This is a genomic window from Ideonella benzenivorans, from assembly GCF_020387415.1.
Taxonomy (GTDB): Bacteria; Pseudomonadota; Gammaproteobacteria; order Burkholderiales; family Burkholderiaceae_C; genus Ideonella; species Ideonella benzenivorans.
Map to the genome: position 1 here is coordinate 403,557 of NZ_JAGWCB010000006.1, position 20,269 is coordinate 423,825.

Genomic DNA, 20,269 nt, shown 5'->3' on the forward strand with positions numbered 1-20,269 from the left:
ACCATGATCCGTTCGTTCATCGCCCCCGCTCTGCTGGCATCGACCGTGTTGGCGGCGCCGGCCTTCGCCCAGCAAAAGGTGGTCCCCGCCCAGAGTGAAATTTCGTTCACCTCGCACCAGATGGGCGTGCCGGTGGACGGCAAGTTCCGCAGCTGGACCGCGCAGATCAGCTTCGATCCGAAGAAGCCGGAAGCGGGCAAGGTCAGCTTCGCCATCGACACCGGCAGCGCCAGTTTCGGCGTGCCCGAGACCGACGCCGAGGTGCCGAAGGCGCCCTGGTTCAACGTCGCCAAGTTCCCCAAGGCCACCTTCCAGTCCACCGCCATCAAGGCCACGGGCAAGGGCCAGTACGCGGTGAGCGGCCAGCTGACCGTGAAGGGCGCGACCCAGAACGTCGTCGTGCCCGTGGTCCTGAAGCAGACCGGCGGCACCACCACCGCCACCGGCACCTTCACCCTCAAGCGGCTGGATTTCAAGATCGGCGAAGGCGAATGGGCCGACACCGCCACCGTGGCCAACAACGTCGAAGTGCACTTCAAGCTGGCCGTGACCGGCATGGCGGCACTCTGAGCCTCTTTCCGCAGCCGGAACTTCCGGACCTTCTTTCGTTCAACCCCCTTGAGACCCCCTGAGGAACACACCATGAAGATCTCCCTGATCGCCGCCGCTGCTGCGGCCCTGCTGGCCACCGCCGCCCAGGCCGAGCCGGTCACCTACAAGCTGGACCCCACCCACACCTACGCCACCTTCGAGATCGCCCACTTCGGCACCTCGACCAACCGCGGCCGCTTCGACAAGAAGGAAGGCTCGGTCGTGCTGGACAAGGCCGCCAAGTCCGGCAAGGTGGACGTGACGATCGACATGAGCTCGATCGACTCCGGCTACGACGCCTTCAACAAGCATCTGCAGAGCGCCGAGATCTTTGATGCGGCCAAGTACCCGACCGCCCAGTTCGTCGGCGACAAGTTCAGCTTCAACGGTGACAAGGTCACCGAGATTGCCGGTCAGCTGACCCTGCACGGCAAGACCCACCCGGTCACGCTGAAGGCGCTGAACTTCAACTGCTACATGAACCCGATGGTCAAGCGTGAAGTGTGCGGTGGCGACTTCGAAGCCACCGTCGTGCGCAGCCAGTACGGCATCGACTACGGCCTGAACTGGGGCTTCCCCGACGCCGTGCGCGTCGTGATCCAGGTCGAAGGCGTGAAGCAGTAAGCCGCCGACCTCTTTTTGATTGTCCTATCGTCGTTCCCACGACGATCTGGGCGGCGCTCCTCGCGGGGCGCCGCCCTTTTTTGCCTTCAGGACTTGGAGGCCAGCTCGAAGTGCTCCACAACCGGCGGGGCGGCGAAGAAGGGGCCGACGATGGCGCGCCAGGCCGTGAAGGCCGGCGATTCGCGGAAGCCCACCGTGTGGTCCTCCAGCGTGTCCCAGTCGATCATCAGCACGAAGCGCTCGGGCGTCTCGATGCAGCGGTTGAGCTTGTAGCCCTTGAAGCCCTTGGCGGTGCTGATGGCTTCGGCCACGCCGCGCGCCACGGCCGCCTCGAAGGCGGCCTGCTGGCCCGGGGCGATGCGGAAGTCGGCAATCTCCAGAATCATGGACGGTCTCCTCGTGACAGAGGCCGGCAGTGTGCCATCCCGGCCCGGGCGGCCGGGCCAGGGGATAATTCCAGTTTTTCCCGCCGGGTTGTCGCCAGGAGTGAGTCGTGAACCGTCCCGAAGCCGTGAACATGCCGCTGAATTCCGAGGAAGAGGGCGCGCTCGACCACACCCAGGACACGACGCGCGTCGATGACCTGCGCATCGGCGCCGTGCGGCCGCTGATCTCGCCGGCCCTGCTGCAGGACGAGATGCCGCTCACGCGCAAGTCCGAAGCGGTGGTGGAGCGCAGCCGGGCCGACATCGCCCGTGTGCTGGCCGGCGAGGACGACCGTCTGGTGGTGGTGGTGGGGCCGTGCTCCATCCACGACCATGAACAGGCCCTGGCCTATGGCCAGAAGCTGCGCGTGTTGCGCGAGGAACTGGCCCAGGACCTGGTCATCGTGATGCGGGTCTACTTTGAGAAGCCGCGCACCACGGTGGGCTGGAAGGGCTTCATCAACGACCCGCGTCTGGACGGCAGCTTCCGCATGAACGAAGGCCTGCGCAAGGCGCGCCGCCTGCTGCTGGACCTGACCGCAATGGGGCTGCCGGCCGGCACCGAGTTCCTGGACCTGCTCTCCCCGCAGTACATCTCCGACCTGGTGAGCTGGGGCGCGATCGGTGCCCGCACCACCGAAAGCCAGACCCACCGCCAGCTGGCCTCGGGCCTGTCCTGCCCGGTCGGCTTCAAGAACGGCACCGACGGCGGCGTGAAGGTGGCGGCCGACGCCGTGGTGGCCGCGGCCGCGCCGCACGCCTTCATGGGCATGACCAAGATGGGCCAGGCCGCGATCTTCGAGACCCGCGGCAACACCGACTGCCACGTGATCCTGCGCGGTGGCAAGAAGCCCAACTACAGCGCCGAGGACGTCGAGACCGCCTGCGCCGGGCTGCGCAAGTCGCACCTGCGCGAGCAGGTGATGATCGACTTCTCGCACGCCAATTCCGAGAAGCAGCACCGCCGCCAGATCGCGGTGGCCGCCGATGTGGCGGGCCAGATTGAGGCGGGTGAGCGCCGCATCACCGGCGTGATGATCGAAAGCCACCTGGAAGAGGGCCGGCAGGACCTGCTGCCCGGCCAGCCGCTGCAGTATGGCGTGTCGATCACCGACGCCTGCCTGGGCTGGACCGACACCGAGCCGCTGCTGCGCCAGCTGGCGCATGCGGTGGCGGCGCGGCGCGCCCGCGGCTGAGCCCGCCCGGGCTCAGCTCAGTGCAGCACCACCGGCTGCTGGGCCAGCCCGGCGTAGCCGGCGATGAAGTCGTCCACCACGTCCTCGTCGGCTTCGCCTTGGCTCAGCGCCAGGGCCTGCTCGCGGAAGTGGCGGGCCAGCTCGCCATTCAGGAAGATGCCCTTGCCGGCGAGTTTGTCGACGATCTCGTAACCGCCTTGCGTGACGGTCGGCACGGCCTCATCCGCCGGCGCGGGGCCGTCGGCCCACTCGATCTCCAGCACGGAAAAGCTGTCGGAGTTGTAGAGCATTTGCATGGCGGTCTCCTGAAGATACCCCGCAGGTGGGCACACCCCGGTGGATTTCAAGCCCTTCAGGGGTGCAGTTCCACCGGCATTTGCGCCGGCGGCAGGCCGTCGGTCAGGCGCAAGGTCAGGGCCTGGTCGCCCGGCACCGGCGTCATGCGCAGCTGTACCGGCACCATCGCGTGGTCGCGCGCCAGCCAGACCTCGATGCGGCTGTCGTAGGGCATCAGCGGCTCGCGCCGCAACAGCCAGCAGCGCAGGGGCTGGCCGTCCGGGCCGGGCAGGGTCACCGCCTCGGCCACTTCGAAGCGCCAGCGCTGGCCCTCGCCGCGCACCGTGTAGACCTCCAGGCTCAGCGTGGCGCGGCCGGGCGCCCAGTGGCTCGACATGACCTGGGCCAGCACCGGCACCTGGACCAGCCAGCTGGCCCGGTCCTGGGCGCCGGCGGTCATCGGCAGCGCCCCGGACGGGCCGGAAAAGGTCACCAGGTCCTTGTCGCGCTGGAAATTGACGGCGGCCACGTCCCGCCCGCGGCGTTGTTCCACCATGCGCAGCGGCTCCACGCCGGTGCTGCCCAGCCGGCCCTGGCTGAGCCAGGACTGGACCTCCCGGCCGTCCAGCGCCAGGGACCAGCTCAGGCGGTAGCCGGCGCCCTCGGGCCGGGGCTGCCAGCCCAGGCGGGCCTGGCCGGTCGCGCCGCCCTTCTGCGCCGCGTAGACCAGCTGCAGCGGCGGCATGACCGGCAGCGGCTGCAGCACATGGGCGGCGTCGTCGGCGGTGGGTCCATCGGGGAAGGGGGTGGCCTCGCTCCCGCTGCGGTCGTCGCTGGCGTTGACCGTGGGCTCCCCGCTGCGCTCGGGGGGGGGCGCAGGGTCCGCCGGCGTGGCCGTGGCCTCGGCGGTGGCGGGCGGGGGCGATGCCGGGGCCGGGCGAGGGGCCGGGGCCTCCGTCTCGGCCGGGGGCTGCACCGGCGTCGGTTCCGCAGGCGGGAGCTCCTCCGGTGGGGCGGGTGGCGTCGGGGGGATGGGTGGAGCGGGCGGCCGCATCACCAGCTGCACCGGCACGGGCCGGCCCGCGCTGGGCGGGGGCGCGCCGTCGGCCACGGACCAGGCGCGCCAGGCCGGCCCCAGCAGCAGCCCGTGCACGGTCAGCACCGCCAGGACGATGCCCACCAGGACCCAACGGTGGCGGGGCGGGACGGAAATGGGGCGGCGCATGGGGGCGGGGCGGGCGGCTTTGGACACAATAGCTGCTCGCATTGTCGCCACACCATGAAACTTGCCACCTATCAGGACGGTTCCCGCGACGGCCAACTGGTCGTCGTCTCGCGGGACCTGCGCTCGGCCCACTTCGCCAGCGGCATCGCCACCCGGCTGCAGCAGGTGCTCGATGACTGGGGCTTTCTGGCCCCGCAACTGGAAGACCTGTCGCGCCAGCTCAACCACGGCAAGGCCCGCCATGCCTTCGCCTTCGATCCGGCCCAATGCCTGGCCCCGCTGCCGCGCAGCGGCCAGTGGGTGCGCAGCCGGGCCTACCGGGCGCAGCTGGCCCTGGGCTGGCCCGACGGGGCGGTGCCGGAGGCCGCACTGGCCCAGCCCTGGCTGGAGCCTGGCACCAGCGACGGCTTCACCGGGCCGACGGCGGAGCTCGCGGTGGACCGCCTGGAGGACGGGCCGGACTTCGGCGCCCAGTGGGCGGTGATCACGGGCGACCTGGCCCGCGGCGCCCCGCCGGCCCAGGCGCTGGAGGCGGTGCGCCTGCTGGCGCTGGCCAATGACTGGACCCTGCGCGGCCCCGAGGCCGAGGAGCGCCAGCGCGGCGCCGGCCGAGTGCTGTCCTGCCCGGCCACGGCCTTTGCGCCGGTGGCCGTCACGCCCGACGAGTTGGGCGAGGGCTGGCAGGCCGGCGTGCTGCGCGCCCGCCTGCAGGTGCAGTGGAACGGCCGCGCCCTGGGGCCGTGCGACACCGGGACCGGCCTGGCCTGGCACATGGGCCAGCTGCTGGCCCAGTTGGCCCGCCACCGCCCGGTGAAGGCCGGCACCGTGGTGGGCAGCGGGCCGGTGGCCGATGGCACCGGCCAGGGGGTGGCCAGTCTGGCGGCCTTGCCGGAAGCGCCGGCCGGGCTGCAGTTCGGCGACACCGTGCGCATCGAGCTCACGGGCCCGGATGGTCCATCGGTGTTCGGGGCCATCACCCAGACCGTGGTGGAGGTTGCATGACGCCGTGGAACGGGTGGAAAAAACGGGTCGTGGCCTTGCTGGTCGGGGGGCTGGCTGGATGGTGCGGACCGGTGCAGGCCGCCTGCCCGCCGCCGGCCGTGCCACCCACGGCCGACGCGGTGCGCCAGGGCCTGGCTCAGGCCCGCAACCACGGCTTTCTGTGGCAGATCGAACGCGACGGGCGCCGCTCCTGGCTGTACGGCACGGTGCACGTGGCCCGGCAGGCCTGGATGTACCCCGGGCCGGCGGTGCTGTCGGCGCTGAGCCGGGCGCAACGCTTGGTGGTCGAGGTCGACATGTCCGACCCCGCCACGATGGCGGCCTTGCCCCGGCTGGCCCAGCTCAACGGCCCCAACCCCTTGCCGGCGGCGCTGGAAGCCCGCCTGCAGCGCCAGGAGGAAGCCGCCTGCGTGGGCGGGGCCCTGCGCCGCTGGCGGCCGGAGATGCGGGTCACGACCCTCAGCGTGATGGCCTTGCGCGACGAGGGCCTGGACCCGGCCTGGGGCGTGGACGGCTTCCTGACCGGCCTGGCCCACGGCCTGAACCTGCCGGTGCAGGCGCTGGAGACGCCCGAGCAGCAGATGGACATCATCCTGCAGCCCGACGCGGCCCAGGCCGCCGAGATGGTGGACACCACGCTGGACGAGCTGGAGAACGGCCAGGCACGCGCCACCTTGCGCCGGCTGGCCCAGGCCTGGGCCGACGGCCGGCTCGATGAGCTGGAAACCTACCCGCAGTGGTGCCAGTGCCTGAACACCGCCTTCGACCGCACGCTGATGCACCGCCTGCTGGACAAGCGCAACGGCCCGATGGCCGATCGCATTGCCGAGCTGCATCGCACGGCCGGCCCGGTGTTCGTCGCCGTGGGCAGCCTGCACATGGTGGGCAGCCAGGGCCTGCCGGCCCTGCTGGCGGCGCGCGGCTTCACGGTCGAGCGCGTCAGCTGGCCGGTCGCACCGCAGGCCGCTTCAGGCGCAGAATCGGCGCCTGAAGCCGCTGCCAGTGGCCCGCAGGAGACAACCCGATGAGCGAGCGTTCCCCTTTCCCTGGCCTGATGCCGGGCTTCGACTTTCTGCAGGGGCTGGTGCGCCAGGCCGGCGCGGCGCTGCCGGGCATGAACCAGTGGATCGCCCCGACGCTGGACCCCGAGGAGCTGGACAAGCGCATCAGCGAGCTGCGCACCGTGCAGTTCTGGCTGGAGCAGAACGCCCGCCTGCTGGCGACCACGATCCAGGCGCTGGAGGTGCAGCGCATGACGCTGGCCACCCTGAAGACGATGAACGTCTCGATGGGCGATCTGCGCGATGCGATGTCGATCCCGCCCGTGCCGGCGGCGGACGAGCCGGCCTCTGCGCCGGCTGCGGCGGCGGCCGAGACCGAGCCGCCTGCGGCCCCGCCGGCCGGCATGGTGGACCCGATGCAGTGGTGGGGCGCGCTGACCCAGCAGTTCGGCCAGATCGCCGCGCAGGCGATGCAGGAGGCCCCGTCCGCTGCGCCGGCGGCGGCCCGTCCCGCCCCGGCGCCCCGGCCGGCCGCCCCTCGGCCCGCGCCGGCGGCGGCGCGCCCGGCGGCCCCCGCCGCACCGCGCAAGGCCGCGCCCCGCAAGAAGCCGGCGGCGCCGCGCTGAGCCGCGCCCATGAGCGCCACCGTTGCGCTGGCCTGTCTGCAAGGCCATGCCACCCATCCAGATCCGCACATGGCCCTGGCCCTGGCGGCGGCCCAGATCGACGCCCAGCGTGCGTCCCGGCCGGGCTTCCAGCCGACGCTGGCCCTGTTCTACCTGACCGAGGCCTATGCGCCGCAGGCCGAAGCCCTGTTGGCCGACGTCGGCCAACGCTGGCCCGGGGTGCAGGTGGTCGGCACCGTGGGGGTGGGCATTGCCGCTGGCGATGCCGAGTACTGGGACGAGCCGGCCCTGGCCCTGTTGCTGATGGACCTGCCGCGGGCGCAGTTCAGCGTCTTCAGCGGTCGCCAGCCGCTGGCCGAAGCCGGGGCGGCTGCGCACTGGACCGCGCTGGTCCATGCCGACCCGAGCACGCCCGACCTGGCCGAGCTGATCGGCGAGCAGGCCGGCCGCACCGGCAGCGGCCAGCTCTTCGGCGGCGTGGCCAGTGCCCGCAATCGGCCGGTGCAGCTGGCCAACGGCGTCTACACGGGCGGGTTGTCCGGGGTGGCCTTCGGGCCCTGGGTGGGTCTGGTCTCGCGCATGACACAGGGCTGCCAGCCGATCGGGCCGACCCGCAGCATCACCGCCTCGGAACGCAACCTGGTGTTTGAACTGGACGGGCAGCCGGCGCTGCCGGCCCTGCTGGCCGATCTGGACATGCCCCTGGACCCGCCCGAACAGCTGGTGCGCCGGCTGCGCAGCGTGCTGGCCGGGCTGACCGATGCCGGCGACCGGCCCCATGGCCGGGGCGGGCAGTTCGGCATCGACACCCGGGTGCGCCACCTGGTCGGGCTGGACCCGGCGCGGCAGGCCGTGGCCGACTGGGTCATGACCGGCCAGCAGCTGGCCTTCTGCCAGCGGGACGTGGCCGCCGCCCGGCGCGACCTGGTGCGGCTGTGCGCCGAGATCCGCGAGGAACTGGCCGGTGACGAGGCCGAGGGCGTGCCGCCCCGCCAGCTGGTGGGCGCGGTCTACATCAGCTGCACCGGCCGCGGCGGGGCGCATTTCGGCGGGCCCTCGGCCGAGCTGCAAATCCTGCGCCATGCGCTGGGCGAGGTGCCGCTGGTGGGCTTCTTCGCCGCTGGCGAGATCACCGGCCACCACCTGGTCAGCTACACCGGGGTGCTGACCGTGTTCACCACCGAGGCGGGGGCATGACCCCGCCGCGCATTCCGCCGATCCAGTGCCTGCTGGCCTTCGAGGCCCTGGCCCGGCGGCGCAGCGTCACCGCCGCGGGCGACGAGCTGAACGTCACGCCCAGTGCCGTCAGCCACCGCATCCGCCAGCTGGAGGGCCAGCTCGGGCTGAAGCTGTTCGGGCGCGACTTCAGCCTCACCGCCGAAGGGGCGGCCTACCTGGGCCCCGTGCGCGAGGGCCTGCGGGCGCTGCAGCAGGTGCCCGGGCAGGCACCCGAGACGAGCCGCTCGGTGCGACTGCGGCTGGCGGTCACGCCCACCTTCTCGCGCCAAATCCTGCTGCCGCGGCTGGCGCTGTTCCGCCATGCCTACCCGGAGATCGAGCTGATCCTGCAGGTCGCCATTCCGCTGGCCGACGTGAAGGCCGAGGAGGCCGACCTGGAGGTGCGCTACGGCACCGGCCCCTATTCGGATGTGGAGCATGTGCGCATCCTTCGCGACGAGGTCACGCCGGTCTGCAGCGCCGACTACCTCAACGAGTTCGGCCCCTTCGGGGGCTTCGACACCATCGAGGACGTGACGCGGGCCCATTTGATCCGCAGCCCGCTGGACCCCTGGAGCACCTGGTTCCAGGCCCACGGCATCGCCCTGCCCGAACCGCGGGTGGGCTCGCAGTTCAACGACGTGGGCCTGGTGCTGGATGCGGCCGCGGCCGGCTTCGGGGTGGCGCTGATGCGCACCAAGCTGGGCCTGAGCTGGGTCGACTCGGGCCGCCTGGTGCGGCTGTCGCCGCAGGCCGTGCCCTCGCCCTGTGCCCACCACCTGTGCTGGAAGCCCGGGGCGATGGAACGCTGGGAGTGCGCGGCCTTCGTGGACTGGCTGAAGGCCGCCCTGGCCTGAACCGGGCTGAGGCCGCGGACAGCGCCGAGGGTTAACCCTCGAATTGAAGAACTCTCACGCGCACGGGCAGCAAGTTTCAATCGCCCCGGCGCCCCGTCTCCCTACAGTCGCAGCCGATTCGCGGCCCCGGGCGTGCCAACCATGCCCGGGGCCGCGGTGTGTTCGCAGGCACGACGACCGCAGTACGAGGAGACAACCCACCATGGCCTGGCAGCAGATCTACGACCCCTTCGGCAACATGTTCATCTCCACCGCCCTGGCCGCCGTGCCGGTGGTGGTGATGCTGGTGGCCCTGGGCTTCTTCCACATCAAGGCGCACATTGCCGCCGGCATGGGCCTGGCCGCCGCCTTTTGCGTGGCCGTGTTCGGCTACGGCATGCCGGCCGGCCTGGCCGGCAACGCGGCCATCTACGGCGGGCTGACCGGCCTGCTGCCGATCGGCTGGATCGTTCTGAACATCATCTTTCTGCAGCAGCTGGCCGAGGGCAACGGCAGCTTCAAGGTGCTGCAGGACTCGCTCTCGGGCATCACCGAGGACCGGCGCCTGCAGCTGCTGCTGATCGCCTTCTGCTTCGGCGCCTTCTTCGAGGGCGCGGCGGGCTTCGGCACCCCGGTGGCGGTGACGGCCGGCATCCTGATCGGCCTGGGCTTCTCGCCACTGGCCGCCTCGGGTCTGTCGCTGATCGCGAACACCGCGCCGGTGGCCTTCGGCGCGCTGGGCACACCGGTCATCACGCTGGCCAAGGTGCATGGCTACGACCTGATGGAAGTGACGGCCATGATCGGCCGCCAGTTGCCCTTCTTCTCGCTGCTGGTGCCGTTCTGGCTGATCTGGGCCTTTGCCGGCCGCAAGGCGATGATGGAGATCTGGCCCGCCATCCTGGTGACCGGCCTGTCGTTTGCCATTCCGCAGTACCTGGTGTCGAACTTCATCGGCCCCGAGCTGGTGGACATCATCGCCGCGCTGGTGTCGATGGTGGCGCTGGTGAGCTTCCTGAAGGTCTGGCAACCCAAGAAGATCTGGACCTCGCCCTCGCTGAAGGGCCATGAGCAGGACGGCGGCGAGCCGCCGCGCCCCAAGACCATGGTGGCCTACAGCAGCCAGGAGCTGCTGCGCGCCTGGACGCCCTGGCTGATCCTGACGGTCTTTGTCTTCGTCTGGGGCCTGCCGCCGGTGAAGGACTACCTCAACAGCCTGTTCCTGGCCAAGTTCCCGATCGAGGGGCTGAACAACCTGGTCGAGAAGGTGCCGCCGGTTGTCAACAGCCCGCACAAGGAGGCGGCCGTCTATGTGCTGAACCTGCTGTCGGCCACCGGCACCGGCATCCTGCTGTCGGCCATCGTGGGCGCCTTCGTGATGGGCTACGGCCCGGTGGCCATCGTCAAGACCTTCCTGCGCACGCTCTGGCTGGTGCGCATGTCGCTCGTGACCATCGTGCTGATGCTGGCGCTGGGCACGCTGACCCGCTTCTCGGGCACCGACACCACGCTGGGCCTGGCCTTTGCCAACACCGGTGTGCTCTACCCCTTCTTCGGTACCCTGATGGGCTGGCTGGGCGTGGCGATGACCGGCTCCGACACCGCGTCCAACGTGCTGTTTGGCGGCATGCAGAAGGTGGCGGCCGACCAGCTGGGCCTGAACCCCAACCTGATGGGCGCGGCCAACAGCTCGGGCGGCGTGATGGGCAAGATGATCGACGCGCAGTCCATCGTCGTGGCCTCCACCGCCACCCGCTGGTTCAACCATGAAGGCGACATCCTGCGCTACGTGTTCTTCCACTCGGTGGCGCTGGCCTGTCTGGTGGGCCTGTTCGTGACGCTGCAGGCCTATGTGCCGCCGTTCACGCTGATGGTGCATTGAGCCCCGGCCGGCGGCGGGATTGCCCCGCTGCCGGTCACAGCTGTTTTGCCGGCCGGGCCGCGTTCTTCCCGAGGGCAACGCGGCCGGCCGGCGGTACAGTCTTCGGGCTGCCCATGTCCCCTTTGTCGGCCCTTCGGCCTTGCCGAACCGCCCCCTCGCGACCATGACGACCCCCCTGACCGACGCTCCTTCCGTTTCCCTGGACTCCGCCCGGCGTGCGGCGCGCCAGTCCGAGGTGGTGGCCGCACTGCGCGCGGTGCTGCCGGCCCACGCGCTGCTGTGGCAGAGCGAGGAGACCACTCCCTACGAATGCGATGGCCTGTCGGCCTACCGCCAGCGCCCGCTGGCCGTGGCCTTGCCGGAAACCGGCGAGCAGGTGGCCGCGGTGCTGCGGGTCTGCCATGGCCTGGGCGTGCCGGTGGTGGCGCGCGGCGCGGGCACCGGCCTGTCCGGGGGCGCCATGCCCAACCCGGACGGCGTGACGCTGGCGCTGGCCAAGTTCAACCGCATCCTGCAGATCGACAAGGCCAGCCGCACCGCGGTGGTCCAGTGCGGGGTGCGCAACCTCGCGATCTCCGAGGCGGTGGCGCCGCTGGGCCTGTACTACGCGCCCGATCCGTCCAGCCAGATCGCCTGCACCATCGGCGGCAACGTGGCCGAGAACTCCGGCGGCGTGCACTGCCTGAAGTACGGCCTGACCGTCCACAACGTGCTCAAGGTCAAGGGCTACACCGTCGAGGGCGATCCGGTGGAGTTCGGTGGCGACGCCTACGACGCGCCCGGCCTGGACCTGCTGGCGGTGCTGGTGGGCAGCGAGGGCATGCTGGCCGTGGTCACCGAGGTCACGGTCAAGCTCACGCCCAAGCCGCAGGTGGCGCGCTGCATCATGGCCAGCTTCCCGGACGTGCGTTCGGCCGGCGAGGCGGTGGCCGCCATCATCGCCGCGGGCATCATCCCGGCTGGGCTGGAGATGATGGACCAGCCGATGACCGCCGCGGTCGAGGCCTTCGTCCATGCCGGCTATGACCTGGATGCGGCCGCCATCCTGCTGTGCGAGAGCGACGGCACGCCCGAGGAGGTGGAGGAGGAGATCGGCCGCATGAAGGCGGTGCTGGCCGGGGCCGGCGCCACCCGCATGGAGGTCAGCCAGGACGAGGCCCAGCGCCTGAGGTTCTGGAGCGGGCGCAAGAACGCCTTCCCGGCCTCGGGCCGCATCAGCCCCGACTACATGTGCATGGACTCGACCATCCCGCGCAAGCGCCTGGCCGACATCCTGCTGGCCATCGCCGAGATGGAGAAGAAGTACCAGCTGCGTTGCTGCAACGTCTTCCACGCCGGCGACGGCAACCTGCACCCGCTGATCCTCTTCGATGCCAACGACCCCGACCAGCTGCACCGCTGCGAGCTGTTCGGCGCCGACATCCTGGAGACCAGCGTCGCGATGGGCGGCACGGTGACGGGCGAGCACGGCGTGGGCGTGGAAAAGCTCAACTCGATGTGCGTGCAGTTCAGCCCCGAGGAGCGGGCCCAGATGTTCGCCCTCAAGGCCGCCTTCGACCCGGCGGGCGGACTCAACCCCGGCAAGGTGTTGCCCACGCTGCACCGCTGCGCCGAATACGGCCGCATGCATGTGAAGAAGGGCCTGCTGCCCTTCCCCGAACTGGAGCGTTTCTGACCGTGGCCGAACCAACGACCCAAGACCCCGCGCTGGCCCATCTGGTGGCCCGGGTGCGCGAGGCGGCCGAGCGCCACCAGCCGCTGTGCATCCGCGGCAGTGGCAGCAAGGATTTCTACGGCGGCCCGCTGATCGGCGAGCCGCTGCCGCTGGGCGAGCTGCGCGGCATCTCGTCCTACGAGCCCACCGAGCTGGTGGTGACGGCGCGCGCCGGCACACCGCTGGCCGAGCTGGAGGCCGCGCTGGCCGAGAAGGGCCAGTGGCTGCCCTTTGAGCCGCCGCGCTTCGAGCACACGCCGGGCGGCGGCACCGTGGGCGGCATGGTGGCGACCGGCCTGGCCGGCCCGGCGCGGGCCGCGCTGGGCGGGGTGCGCGACTACATGCTGGGCGCCACGCTGCTCAACGGCCAGGCCGAGCTGCTGAGCTTCGGCGGCCAGGTGATGAAGAACGTGGCCGGCTACGACGTCTCGCGCATGCTGGCGGGCTCCATGGGCGTGCTGGGCGTGATCTGCGAGGTCTCGCTCAAGGTGCTGCCGGTGCCGCCGGCCAGCGCCACGCTGCGCTTCGACCTGGACCAGGTCAATGCCCTCAAGCGGGTCAACGACTGGGCCGGCCAGCCGCTGCCGCTGCAGGCCAGCGCCTGGTGGGAAGGCGCGCTGGTCGTCCGCCTGGGCGGCGCCGCGGCGGCGGTCGGGTCGGCGGCGCAGAAGCTGGGCGGCGAGCTGATCGACCCGGCCCTGGCGGCGCGCTTCTGGACGGATCTGCGCGACCAGCGCGACGAGTTCTTCAGCACCGCCCGCGCGGCGGTGGCCGACGGGGCCGTGCTCTGGCGTTTGTCGGTGGCGCCCACCGCGCCCAAGATCGCCCTGGCCGGCGACACTCTGATCGAGTGGGGCGGCGGTTGCCGCTGGCTGGTGAGCCGCGACAGCGCCGAGACCGTGCGCGCCGCCGCGCAGGATGCGCGCGGCCATGCCACCGCCTGGTGGGGCGGCGAGCGCGGCGGCGAGGTCTTCAGCCCGCTGTCGCCGGCCCTGCTGCGCATCCACCACCGGCTCAAGCAGGCCTTCGACCCGGCGGGCATCTTCAACCGCCAGCGCCTGCACCCGGCGTTCTGACGGAGACCGCCCGTGCCGCTGCTGCAAGGCTTCGCCCTTCTGCTGCTGAGCCAGTCGGCCGGCGAGGCGCTGGTGCGCCTGCTGGGCCTGCCGTTGCCGGCGCCGGTGCTGGGCGCGGTGCTGCTGCTGGGCCTGCTGCGCTGGGCGCCGCTGCAGGGGCCGGTGGGCGTGGCGGCCAACGGCCTGCTGGGCCATCTGTCGCTGCTGTTCGTGCCGGTGGGCGTGGGTGTCATCACCCATCTGGACCTGCTGGGCGCCTATGGCGTGCACATGCTGCTGGCCATCGTGCTGTCCACCTGGCTGGGCCTGGCGGTGACGGCGCTGGTGCTGCGCGCGCTGCTGCCGGCCGGCGACGAGGGTGACGAGATCGGGGAGACGGGCCGATGAGCTCCTTCGTCGAACTCTGGGTCTACCTGTCCGCCACGCCGCTGTTCGGCCTGACCGCGACCGTCTCGGCCTATGTGCTGGCGCAGATGATGAGCCACCGGCTGGGCCACCCGCCGCTGGCCAACCCGGTGTTGTGGACGGTGCTGGCCCTGTCGCTGCTGTTGCTGCTCACCGGCACCTCCTACCCCAGCTACTTCTCCGGTGCGCAGTTCATCCACTTCCTGCTGGGCCCCGCGGTGGTGGCCCTGGCCTGGCCCATGTGGCAGCGCCGGGCCCAGCTGCGCGCCCGCTGGGTGCCGCTGCTGCTGGCGGCGCTGACCGGCGGGGCGGTGGCCGCGCTCAGCGCGGTGTTGATCGGCCATGCGCTGGGCCTGCCGCGCGAGGTGCTGGCCTCGCTGGCGCCCAAGTCGGTCACCGCGCCGGTGGCCATGGGCATTGCCGAGCGCCTGGGGGGCATTCCCGCGCTGGCGGCGGTGGCGGCCCTGATCACCGGCCTGACCGGCGCGCTGACCGGCAAGTTCCTGTTCGACGCCCTGGGCGTGCGCAGCCAGGCGCCCCGCGGTTTTGCGCTGGGCACGGCCGCCCATGGCATCGGCGCGGCGCGCGCCCTGCAGGAGCATCCCGAGGCCGGGGCCTACGCCGGCCTGGCCCTGGGGCTGCAGGCCTTGCTGGCGGCGCTGCTGCTGCCGCTGGCCGCGCGCTGGCTGGCCTTCTGAATCGACGACCGAGTTTTCTCTCATGCAAACCCATCTCGCCCCCGAATTCGCCGGCACGCCCGAAGGCGAGGCCGCCGAGGCCATCCTGCGCCAGTGCGTGCACTGCGGCTTCTGCACCGCCACCTGTCCCACCTACCAGCTGCTGGGGGACGAGCTCGACGGCCCGCGTGGCCGCATCTACCTGATGAAGCAGGTGCTCGAAGGCGCGCCGGTGACCGTCACCACCCAGGCCCACCTGGACCGCTGCCTGACCTGCCGCAACTGCGAAAGCACCTGCCCCAGCGGCGTGCAGTACGGCCGGCTGGTCGAGATCGGCCGCCAGGTGGTGGACGAGCGGGTGCAGCGCCCGGCCGGCCAGCGCGCGGTGCGCTGGCTGCTGCGCGAGGGGCTGACCTCCTCGGCCTTCGCGCCGGCCATTGCCGTGGGCCGCGCGCTGCGCCCGTTGCTGCCGGCCAAGCTGCAGGCCAAGGTCACCCCGGCCCCTGGCAAGGATGCCCACCGCTGGCCGACCCGCAGCCACCCGCGCAAGGTGCTGATGCTGATGGGCTGCGTGCAGCCCACGCTGATGCCCAACATCAACTCGGCCACCGCGCGGGTGCTGGACGCCGCGGGCATCCAGACCGTGGTGGCCGACGAGGCCGGCTGTTGCGGCGCCATCCGCGACCACCTGGGCGACCACACCGGGGCCCTGGCCGACATGCGGCGCAACATCGACGCCTGGTGGCCGATGGTCGAGGGCCTGACCGAAACCGGCCAGGTCGAGGCCATCGTGATGAACGCCAGCGGCTGCGGCCTGTCGGTGAAGGAATACGGCCTGGCCCTGGCGGCCGACCCGGCCTACGCCGAGAAGGCCCGCCGCATCAGCGCCCTGACCCGGGATGTGAGCGAACTGCTGCCCGACCTGGTGTCGCGGCTGCAGCCGCTGCTGGCCCGTGCCCGCGCGCGCCGCAACGAGCCGGCCGACGCGCCGCCGCTGCCGCTGGCCTACCACCCGCCCTGCACGCTGCAGCATGGCCAGCGCCTGCGCGGCGGGGTGGAGACCCACCTGGCCGCGCTGGGCTTCGACGTGCGCACCGCGCCGGTGGACGCCCACCTGTGCTGCGGCTCGGCCGGCACCTACTCGGTGCTGCAGCCCGCGCTGTCGACCGCGCTGCGCGACCGCAAGCTCAAGGCTCTGGCGCCGGTTCGGGCCGAGACGGTGGTGTCGGCCAACATCGGCTGCATCCAGCACCTGGCCTCCGCCAGCGAGCGGCCGGTGCGGCATTGGATCGAGGTGCTGGACGAGGCACTGGACGAACGCCCCCGGGCCTGACAGGGGCGAGGCCGGCCCCTACACTGGTCGGCCCTCCTCTTTGCACTGGACCCTCGCCATGCAACTCATTGGCATGCTGGATTCGCCCTATGTGCGCCGCGTCGCGGTGTCGCTGCAGCTGCTGGGCATTCCGTTCGAGCACCATTCCATCTCGGTCTTCCGTCAGAAGGCCGAGTTCGAGGCCATCAACCCGCTGGTCAAGGCGCCCACGCTGGTGACCGATGACGGCACGGTGCTGATGGACTCCAGCCTGATCCTGGACCATTTGCCGCTGATCGTCGGCACCCCGCTGGCCCGGCCGCTGATGCCCAGCGAGCCGGTCGCCGCGCGTCAATGCCTGCGCGTGCTGGGCCTGGCCCTGGCCGCCTGTGAGAAGACGGTGCAGATCGTCTACGAGATGCAGCTGCGCCCGCCCGAGCACCGGCACGGCCCCTGGCTGGACCGGGTCAGCGAGCAGGCTCAGCGCGCCTTTGCGCTGCTGGAGGCCGAGATGACGGCCCACCCGCTGGCCATGGGCACGCCCCACATCCAGCAGGACGGCATCACGGCCGCGGTGGCGTGGAGCTTTGCCAACCTGGTGCTGCCGGGCCGCTTCGATGCGCTCGCCCACCCGGCACTCGCCGCCCACACGGCCGAGGCCGAGGGGCTGGCGGCCTTCCGCGCCTGTCCGCAAACCTGACCGAACGGCGCAGCCGGGCCCGCGGCGTCACAGCCGGGCCTCCATCCAGGGGCCCATGGCCCGGCCCAGCTTGGCGTAGCCCGCGCGGGTCAGGTGGATTTCGTTGACCCAGTCGCCCGAGGGCTGGGTGCTGCCCGGCTGGGCCGGGGTCAGCGGCACGGCCGCGCTGTCGAACACCTGCACCTGGGGCAGGGTGGGCGCGCTGTCCAGCCACAGCCGGCGCAGGCGCTCGAACAGCCGGTCCGACACCGCCTGCCGGTCGACCACCGGGATGCCGAAGGCCTCGAAGGCGGGCCACAGCCAACCCTGCGGGGCGGTCAGCACGCCGCAGGGCCGCACCACCGGCGCGCTGTAGGTGTGCAGCAGCAGCGGCACGCCCCGGTTCATGCCCTGGTCGCGCCGCTGCACCAGCTCGGTCAGGTTGCTCACCAGGTAGCCGGCCAGGCGCTGCCAGCCGGGCTCGCTCAGGTAGCGCTCCGGGCCCGTCACGCCGGGGTGGACCTGCGCGGCCTCGGCGGGGGTCAGCAGCAGGCGCTCGTCCCAGGCGGCGGCGTGGCCGTCCCGGTGGCGGGGGCGTTGCTGCGCGGCGGCGATCAGGTCGTTGCCCCCGGCCGAGAGCAGGATGCCCTCCCATCGGCTGGCGAAGTTGGGGTAGCGCAGCAGGCGGTCGAAATGCGGGTCGTGCACATGGTCCACCATCTGCACCAGGGTGTCGCCGGGATAGGCGCAGTTGATGACCACGGTCGACTGCGTGACCTTCAGGTTCAGCAGCAGGTTGCTGCTGCGAAACGGGTTGAGCGCGCCGATCGTGAACCAGGAATCGCCCTCGGCCAGCAGCCGGCGGCCGTAGCCGCCCAGGTCGGGGGGATTGGCGCCGAACAGCGTGTCGGCCGGGATGACGGTCAGGGTGTCCATCGTGACTCCAGCAGAGAGGACCAGCGCTGCATGATGCGTCGGTCCGGCAGGTCCGGCGTCACCCCGGCAGGGGACGGTGGCCCCCTCGAAAACCGGCAACCTGTCACACCCGGAGCCATTGGTGCACTGCATCCATGGGTTGCACCCAGGCCCGGCGTGGGCGGCGGCGGCCTAGCGTGCGCAGACCCCTGTGTCCCAAGGAGCCGACCATGGACCTGAGTCATCCCTTCCCGGCCGGCCTGGCCGCTGGCAGCCGCTGGGTCTGGCGGGCCCGCCACTCGGGCGAGGACCTGCTGCGGGCCCGCTCCAGCGAATACCGCGACCCGTATGCCCGTGACCGGGCGCGGCTGCTGCACGCCGCGGCGGCCCGTCGGCTGATGGGCAAGTCGCAGGTGCCGGGGCTGCTGCAGACCATGCTGCCGCGCTCCTGGCAGACCCATGTGCTGGAGGTGTCGCAGCTCTCGCGCGGCATGCTGCGCGCGCTGCAGCACCTGCATGCGCACGGTGAGCCCTGGCTGGACAGCCTGCCCGACGTGAACCTGCTGGAGGCGATCGCGCTGGGCCGCAGCCTGGGCCACGCCCCGTTCGGCGCGGCCGGCGATGAGACGCTGGCCGTGTTGATGCAGCCGCACGGCGGCTTCCACCCTGGCTGGCAGGCTCTGCGCCTGGTGCAGTGGCTGGAGCCGCACACCGAGGGCCATGGTCTGGACCTGACCCGTCGCACGCTGATGGGCCTGCTGCACCGGGCCATGCTGGCGCTGCCCACTCCGGGGCGGGATGCCGCCTGCCTGGCCTGGCAGGAGTGGCTGCTGCAGCCCCTGAGCGACCGTGACCGCCAGGTCCTGCTGGGCCCGGTGCGGCCGGCCGCGGCCAGCCAGGCGCTGACGCTGGATGCCAGCCTCGTGAGGCTGGCCGAGGCGGTGGCCCAGGCGGTGCATGGGCTGGACGACGCGCTGGCCGCCGGCGCCGTGCGGCGGGAGGAATGGGCCCGCGTGCAGCCCGAGCCGGTCTGGGCCGAGGCGGTGGCGCTGGACCCGGATCGGCTGGCCGAGGCCTTGTTCGGCGGTGCCGGGCCGGCGCGCCGCGGGGCCATCGGCACGCTGGTCAACGCGATGCTGATCTCGGTCGAGGTGGAGGCCGACGCCACGCTGGACGAGCCCCTGCTGCACCACCGGGCGCAGTGGATCGCCCCGGCCGACGCCTTCCTGGCCCAGTTGCAGGCGGTGGTCACGCAGGCCTGGACCCGCTGGCCACCGGCGCAGGCCGCCGCCAGCGATGGGCGCCAGGCCCTGCAGCGCCTGTGGCACCGGGCCTGGACCGACCCGGCGCTGCTGGGCCTGCCGGCGCACGACAGCGTCCCCCCGGACGCCTGGGCACGCCTGCTGTGCGACCGGCTGTCCGGCCTGACCGACACGGCGGCCCTGCACCTGGCCGGCGTGGGCTGAGGCTTCGGCGGGCGGGATGTCGGACAATCGCGGGTCGTTCGACTCTCTGTCCCGGGCCTCGCCTGTTTCGCGAGCCACCCGGCCCCGCCATGACCTACAGCGTCAAGGAAATCTTCTACACCCTGCAGGGTGAGGGTGCCAATGCCGGGTGCCCGGCGGTGTTCTGCCGCTTCGCCGGCTGCAACCTCTGGAGCGGCCGCGAGGAAGACCGCGCCAGCGCCGTCTGCCAGTTCTGCGACACCGACTTTGTCGGCACCGACGGCACGCTGGGCGGCAAGTACGCCAGCGCCGAGGCCCTGGCCGAGCAGATCGCAGCCCAGTGGCCGGCCGGGGCCGGGCATCGGCTGGTGGTGCTGACCGGCGGCGAACCGCTGCTGCAGGTCGATGCCGCGCTGATCGACGCACTGCACGCGCGCCAGTTCCGCATCGCCGTCGAGACCAACGGCACCGTGGCGCCGCCCCCCGGGCTGGACTGGATCTGCGTCAGCCCCAAGGCCGGCAGCACCCTGGTGCTGCGCGCCGGGCAGGAGCTCAAGGTGGTGGTGCCGCAGCCGGGCCTGGACCTGGGGTCACTGGCCGAGCTGCCGTTCGAGCACCATTTCCTGCAGGCGATGGACGGCCCGCTGGCGCGTGAGAACACCGCCTGGGCCACCGCGCGCTGTCTGGCCGATCCGCGCTGGCGGCTCTCGGTGCAGACCCACAAGGTGCTGGGCATCCGCTGACCCGACCGCCGTCCACGACCTCCCGACGAAGATTGACCATGAAGTACGAACTCAGCCAGACCTTTTATTTCGAAGCTGCCCACACCCTGCACCGCACGGTGGATGTGGAGCCCAGCCTGCGCATCCACGGCCACACCTACATCGCCGAGGTGACGCTGGGCGGTGCGCCCGACGAGGGCGGCATGGTGGTGGACCTGGGCTACCTGCGCCGCAACATCGAGACCCTGCGCCGCGAGCTGGACCACCGCTTCCTCGACGAGGTGGCCGGCCTGGGCCCGGCCACGCTGGAGAATCTGTGCGCCTACCTCTGGCGTGCGATGGAGCTGGTCTACGGCGCCAAGCTGGTCTGTGTCGAGGTGCGCCGCGAGGCCAGCGGCGACCGCTGCCGGCTCACGCGCTGA

Annotated in this window: 22 protein-coding genes; 18 read left to right on the forward strand and 4 right to left on the reverse strand. The window is 71.8% G+C overall.

Going from position 1 to position 20,269, the window contains the following annotated elements; all coding sequences use genetic code 11:
- The first annotated feature begins 3 nt into the window (after positions 1 to 3).
- Positions 4 to 570 carry a YceI family protein gene (locus KGA65_RS02740; RefSeq protein WP_225861603.1) on the forward strand — a complete coding sequence of 189 codons (567 nt, stop codon included), beginning with the start codon at positions 4 to 6 and terminating at the stop codon, positions 568 to 570.
- A gap of 72 nt (positions 571 to 642) precedes the next feature.
- Positions 643 to 1,215 (forward strand): YceI family protein, encoded by a 573-nt coding sequence (locus KGA65_RS02745; protein WP_225861604.1) that lies wholly within the window; start codon positions 643 to 645, stop codon positions 1,213 to 1,215.
- Between the two features lie 86 nt (positions 1,216 to 1,301).
- On the opposite strand, the gene KGA65_RS02750 is transcribed toward KGA65_RS02745, so the two are convergent.
- Positions 1,302 to 1,601, reverse strand: coding sequence for an antibiotic biosynthesis monooxygenase family protein (locus tag KGA65_RS02750; protein ID WP_225861605.1), 300 nt, complete (start codon positions 1,599 to 1,601; stop codon positions 1,302 to 1,304).
- 131 nt (positions 1,602 to 1,732) lie between these two features.
- Here KGA65_RS02750 and KGA65_RS02755 point away from each other — a divergent pair, with 131 nt between their 5' ends.
- On the forward strand, positions 1,733 to 2,836 hold the full coding sequence (locus KGA65_RS02755) for a 3-deoxy-7-phosphoheptulonate synthase (RefSeq protein WP_225861679.1): 1,104 nt from the start codon (positions 1,733 to 1,735) through the stop codon (positions 2,834 to 2,836).
- Between the two features lie 17 nt (positions 2,837 to 2,853).
- On the opposite strand, the gene KGA65_RS02760 is transcribed toward KGA65_RS02755, so the two are convergent.
- Positions 2,854 to 3,132 carry a BTH_I0359 family protein gene (locus KGA65_RS02760; protein WP_225861606.1) on the reverse strand — a complete coding sequence of 93 codons (279 nt, stop codon included), beginning with the start codon at positions 3,130 to 3,132 and terminating at the stop codon, positions 2,854 to 2,856.
- A gap of 56 nt (positions 3,133 to 3,188) precedes the next feature.
- Positions 3,189 to 4,337 carry a DUF3108 domain-containing protein gene (locus tag KGA65_RS02765; RefSeq protein WP_225861607.1) on the reverse strand — a complete coding sequence of 383 codons (1,149 nt, stop codon included), beginning with the start codon at positions 4,335 to 4,337 and terminating at the stop codon, positions 3,189 to 3,191.
- A 54-nt stretch (positions 4,338 to 4,391) separates the two neighbouring features.
- Between KGA65_RS02765 and KGA65_RS02770 the strand changes: the two genes are divergently transcribed.
- The 12 genes from KGA65_RS02770 to KGA65_RS02825 all read left to right on the forward strand — a co-directional run bounded on the left by KGA65_RS02770 (position 4,392) and on the right by KGA65_RS02825 (position 16,786).
- The gene (locus KGA65_RS02770; protein WP_225861608.1) at positions 4,392 to 5,339 is read left to right on the forward strand and encodes a fumarylacetoacetate hydrolase family protein; all 948 of its coding nucleotides are present in this window, start codon (positions 4,392 to 4,394) and stop codon (positions 5,337 to 5,339) included.
- Positions 5,340 to 5,458: 119 nt separating this feature from the next.
- Positions 5,459 to 6,367 carry a TraB/GumN family protein gene (locus KGA65_RS02775; protein ID WP_445666951.1) on the forward strand — a complete coding sequence of 303 codons (909 nt, stop codon included), beginning with the start codon at positions 5,459 to 5,461 and terminating at the stop codon, positions 6,365 to 6,367.
- The gene (locus KGA65_RS02780; RefSeq protein WP_225861610.1) at positions 6,364 to 6,966 is read left to right on the forward strand and encodes a PhaM family polyhydroxyalkanoate granule multifunctional regulatory protein; all 603 of its coding nucleotides are present in this window, start codon (positions 6,364 to 6,366) and stop codon (positions 6,964 to 6,966) included. The genes KGA65_RS02775 and KGA65_RS02780 overlap by 4 nt, the downstream gene beginning before the upstream one ends.
- A 9-nt stretch (positions 6,967 to 6,975) precedes the next feature.
- Positions 6,976 to 8,163, forward strand: a complete 1,188-nt coding sequence (locus KGA65_RS02785) for an FIST signal transduction protein (RefSeq protein WP_225861611.1) — start codon at positions 6,976 to 6,978, stop codon at positions 8,161 to 8,163.
- Positions 8,160 to 9,041, forward strand: a complete 882-nt coding sequence (locus KGA65_RS02790; RefSeq protein ID WP_225861612.1) for a LysR substrate-binding domain-containing protein — start codon at positions 8,160 to 8,162, stop codon at positions 9,039 to 9,041. The genes KGA65_RS02785 and KGA65_RS02790 overlap by 4 nt, the downstream gene beginning before the upstream one ends.
- A 202-nt stretch (positions 9,042 to 9,243) precedes the next feature.
- The gene (locus KGA65_RS02795; protein WP_225861613.1) at positions 9,244 to 10,902 is read left to right on the forward strand and encodes an L-lactate permease; all 1,659 of its coding nucleotides are present in this window, start codon (positions 9,244 to 9,246) and stop codon (positions 10,900 to 10,902) included.
- 163 nt (positions 10,903 to 11,065) lie between these two features.
- Complete coding sequence (locus KGA65_RS02800; protein ID WP_225861614.1) at positions 11,066 to 12,577, forward strand: FAD-linked oxidase C-terminal domain-containing protein; 1,512 nt, start codon at positions 11,066 to 11,068, stop codon at positions 12,575 to 12,577.
- Between the two features lie 2 nt (positions 12,578 to 12,579).
- Entirely contained in the window at positions 12,580 to 13,692 is a 1,113-nt protein-coding gene (glcE, locus tag KGA65_RS02805) for a glycolate oxidase subunit GlcE (protein ID WP_225861615.1), read from the forward strand.
- Between the two features lie 12 nt (positions 13,693 to 13,704).
- Entirely contained in the window at positions 13,705 to 14,079 is a 375-nt protein-coding gene (locus KGA65_RS02810; protein WP_225861616.1) for a CidA/LrgA family protein, read from the forward strand.
- Positions 14,076 to 14,795 (forward strand): LrgB family protein, encoded by a 720-nt coding sequence (locus KGA65_RS02815; RefSeq protein ID WP_225861617.1) that lies wholly within the window; start codon positions 14,076 to 14,078, stop codon positions 14,793 to 14,795. The genes KGA65_RS02810 and KGA65_RS02815 overlap by 4 nt, the downstream gene beginning before the upstream one ends.
- A 22-nt stretch (positions 14,796 to 14,817) precedes the next feature.
- Positions 14,818 to 16,107, forward strand: coding sequence for a glycolate oxidase subunit GlcF (gene glcF / locus KGA65_RS02820; protein ID WP_225861618.1), 1,290 nt, complete (start codon positions 14,818 to 14,820; stop codon positions 16,105 to 16,107).
- 58 nt (positions 16,108 to 16,165) lie between these two features.
- Positions 16,166 to 16,786 carry a glutathione S-transferase family protein gene (locus KGA65_RS02825; protein ID WP_225861619.1) on the forward strand — a complete coding sequence of 207 codons (621 nt, stop codon included), beginning with the start codon at positions 16,166 to 16,168 and terminating at the stop codon, positions 16,784 to 16,786.
- A gap of 27 nt (positions 16,787 to 16,813) precedes the next feature.
- On the opposite strand, the gene KGA65_RS02830 is transcribed toward KGA65_RS02825, so the two are convergent.
- Positions 16,814 to 17,701, reverse strand: a complete 888-nt coding sequence (locus tag KGA65_RS02830; protein WP_225861620.1) for a hypothetical protein — start codon at positions 17,699 to 17,701, stop codon at positions 16,814 to 16,816.
- 209 nt (positions 17,702 to 17,910) lie between these two features.
- Here KGA65_RS02830 and KGA65_RS02835 point away from each other — a divergent pair, with 209 nt between their 5' ends.
- The 3 genes from KGA65_RS02835 (at position 17,911) to KGA65_RS02845 (ending at position 20,269) form a co-directional block, all read left to right on the forward strand.
- Complete coding sequence (locus KGA65_RS02835; RefSeq protein WP_225861621.1) at positions 17,911 to 19,146, forward strand: hypothetical protein; 1,236 nt, start codon at positions 17,911 to 17,913, stop codon at positions 19,144 to 19,146.
- An 89-nt stretch (positions 19,147 to 19,235) separates the two neighbouring features.
- Positions 19,236 to 19,868 carry a 7-carboxy-7-deazaguanine synthase gene (gene queE / locus KGA65_RS02840; protein ID WP_225861622.1) on the forward strand — a complete coding sequence of 211 codons (633 nt, stop codon included), beginning with the start codon at positions 19,236 to 19,238 and terminating at the stop codon, positions 19,866 to 19,868.
- A 38-nt stretch (positions 19,869 to 19,906) separates the two neighbouring features.
- The gene (locus KGA65_RS02845) at positions 19,907 to 20,269 is read left to right on the forward strand and encodes a 6-pyruvoyl trahydropterin synthase family protein (RefSeq protein WP_225861623.1); all 363 of its coding nucleotides are present in this window, start codon (positions 19,907 to 19,909) and stop codon (positions 20,267 to 20,269) included.

Excerpts from the sequence above, each read along its gene's own strand:
- KGA65_RS02740 (WP_225861603.1), top strand. The coding sequence starts at position 4 with ATGATCCGTTCGTTCATCGCCCCCGCTCTGCTGGCATCGACCGTGTTG.
- KGA65_RS02745 (WP_225861604.1), top strand. The coding sequence starts at position 643 with ATGAAGATCTCCCTGATCGCCGCCGCTGCTGCGGCCCTGCTGGCCACC.
- KGA65_RS02750 (WP_225861605.1), bottom strand. The coding sequence starts at position 1,601 with ATGATTCTGGAGATTGCCGACTTCCGCATCGCCCCGGGCCAGCAGGCC.
- KGA65_RS02755 (WP_225861679.1), top strand. The coding sequence starts at position 1,733 with ATGCCGCTGAATTCCGAGGAAGAGGGCGCGCTCGACCACACCCAGGAC.
- KGA65_RS02760 (WP_225861606.1), bottom strand. The coding sequence starts at position 3,132 with ATGCAAATGCTCTACAACTCCGACAGCTTTTCCGTGCTGGAGATCGAG.
- KGA65_RS02765 (WP_225861607.1), bottom strand. The coding sequence starts at position 4,337 with ATGCGCCGCCCCATTTCCGTCCCGCCCCGCCACCGTTGGGTCCTGGTG.
- KGA65_RS02770 (WP_225861608.1), top strand. The coding sequence starts at position 4,392 with ATGAAACTTGCCACCTATCAGGACGGTTCCCGCGACGGCCAACTGGTC.
- KGA65_RS02780 (WP_225861610.1), top strand. The coding sequence starts at position 6,364 with ATGAGCGAGCGTTCCCCTTTCCCTGGCCTGATGCCGGGCTTCGACTTT.
- KGA65_RS02785 (WP_225861611.1), top strand. The coding sequence starts at position 6,976 with ATGAGCGCCACCGTTGCGCTGGCCTGTCTGCAAGGCCATGCCACCCAT.
- KGA65_RS02790 (WP_225861612.1), top strand. The coding sequence starts at position 8,160 with ATGACCCCGCCGCGCATTCCGCCGATCCAGTGCCTGCTGGCCTTCGAG.
- KGA65_RS02795 (WP_225861613.1), top strand. The coding sequence starts at position 9,244 with ATGGCCTGGCAGCAGATCTACGACCCCTTCGGCAACATGTTCATCTCC.
- KGA65_RS02800 (WP_225861614.1), top strand. The coding sequence starts at position 11,066 with ATGACGACCCCCCTGACCGACGCTCCTTCCGTTTCCCTGGACTCCGCC.
- KGA65_RS02815 (WP_225861617.1), top strand. The coding sequence starts at position 14,076 with ATGAGCTCCTTCGTCGAACTCTGGGTCTACCTGTCCGCCACGCCGCTG.
- glcF (WP_225861618.1), top strand. The coding sequence starts at position 14,818 with ATGCAAACCCATCTCGCCCCCGAATTCGCCGGCACGCCCGAAGGCGAG.
- KGA65_RS02825 (WP_225861619.1), top strand. The coding sequence starts at position 16,166 with ATGCAACTCATTGGCATGCTGGATTCGCCCTATGTGCGCCGCGTCGCG.
- KGA65_RS02830 (WP_225861620.1), bottom strand. The coding sequence starts at position 17,701 with ATGGACACCCTGACCGTCATCCCGGCCGACACGCTGTTCGGCGCCAAT.
- KGA65_RS02835 (WP_225861621.1), top strand. The coding sequence starts at position 17,911 with ATGGACCTGAGTCATCCCTTCCCGGCCGGCCTGGCCGCTGGCAGCCGC.
- queE (WP_225861622.1), top strand. The coding sequence starts at position 19,236 with ATGACCTACAGCGTCAAGGAAATCTTCTACACCCTGCAGGGTGAGGGT.
- KGA65_RS02845 (WP_225861623.1), top strand. The coding sequence starts at position 19,907 with ATGAAGTACGAACTCAGCCAGACCTTTTATTTCGAAGCTGCCCACACC.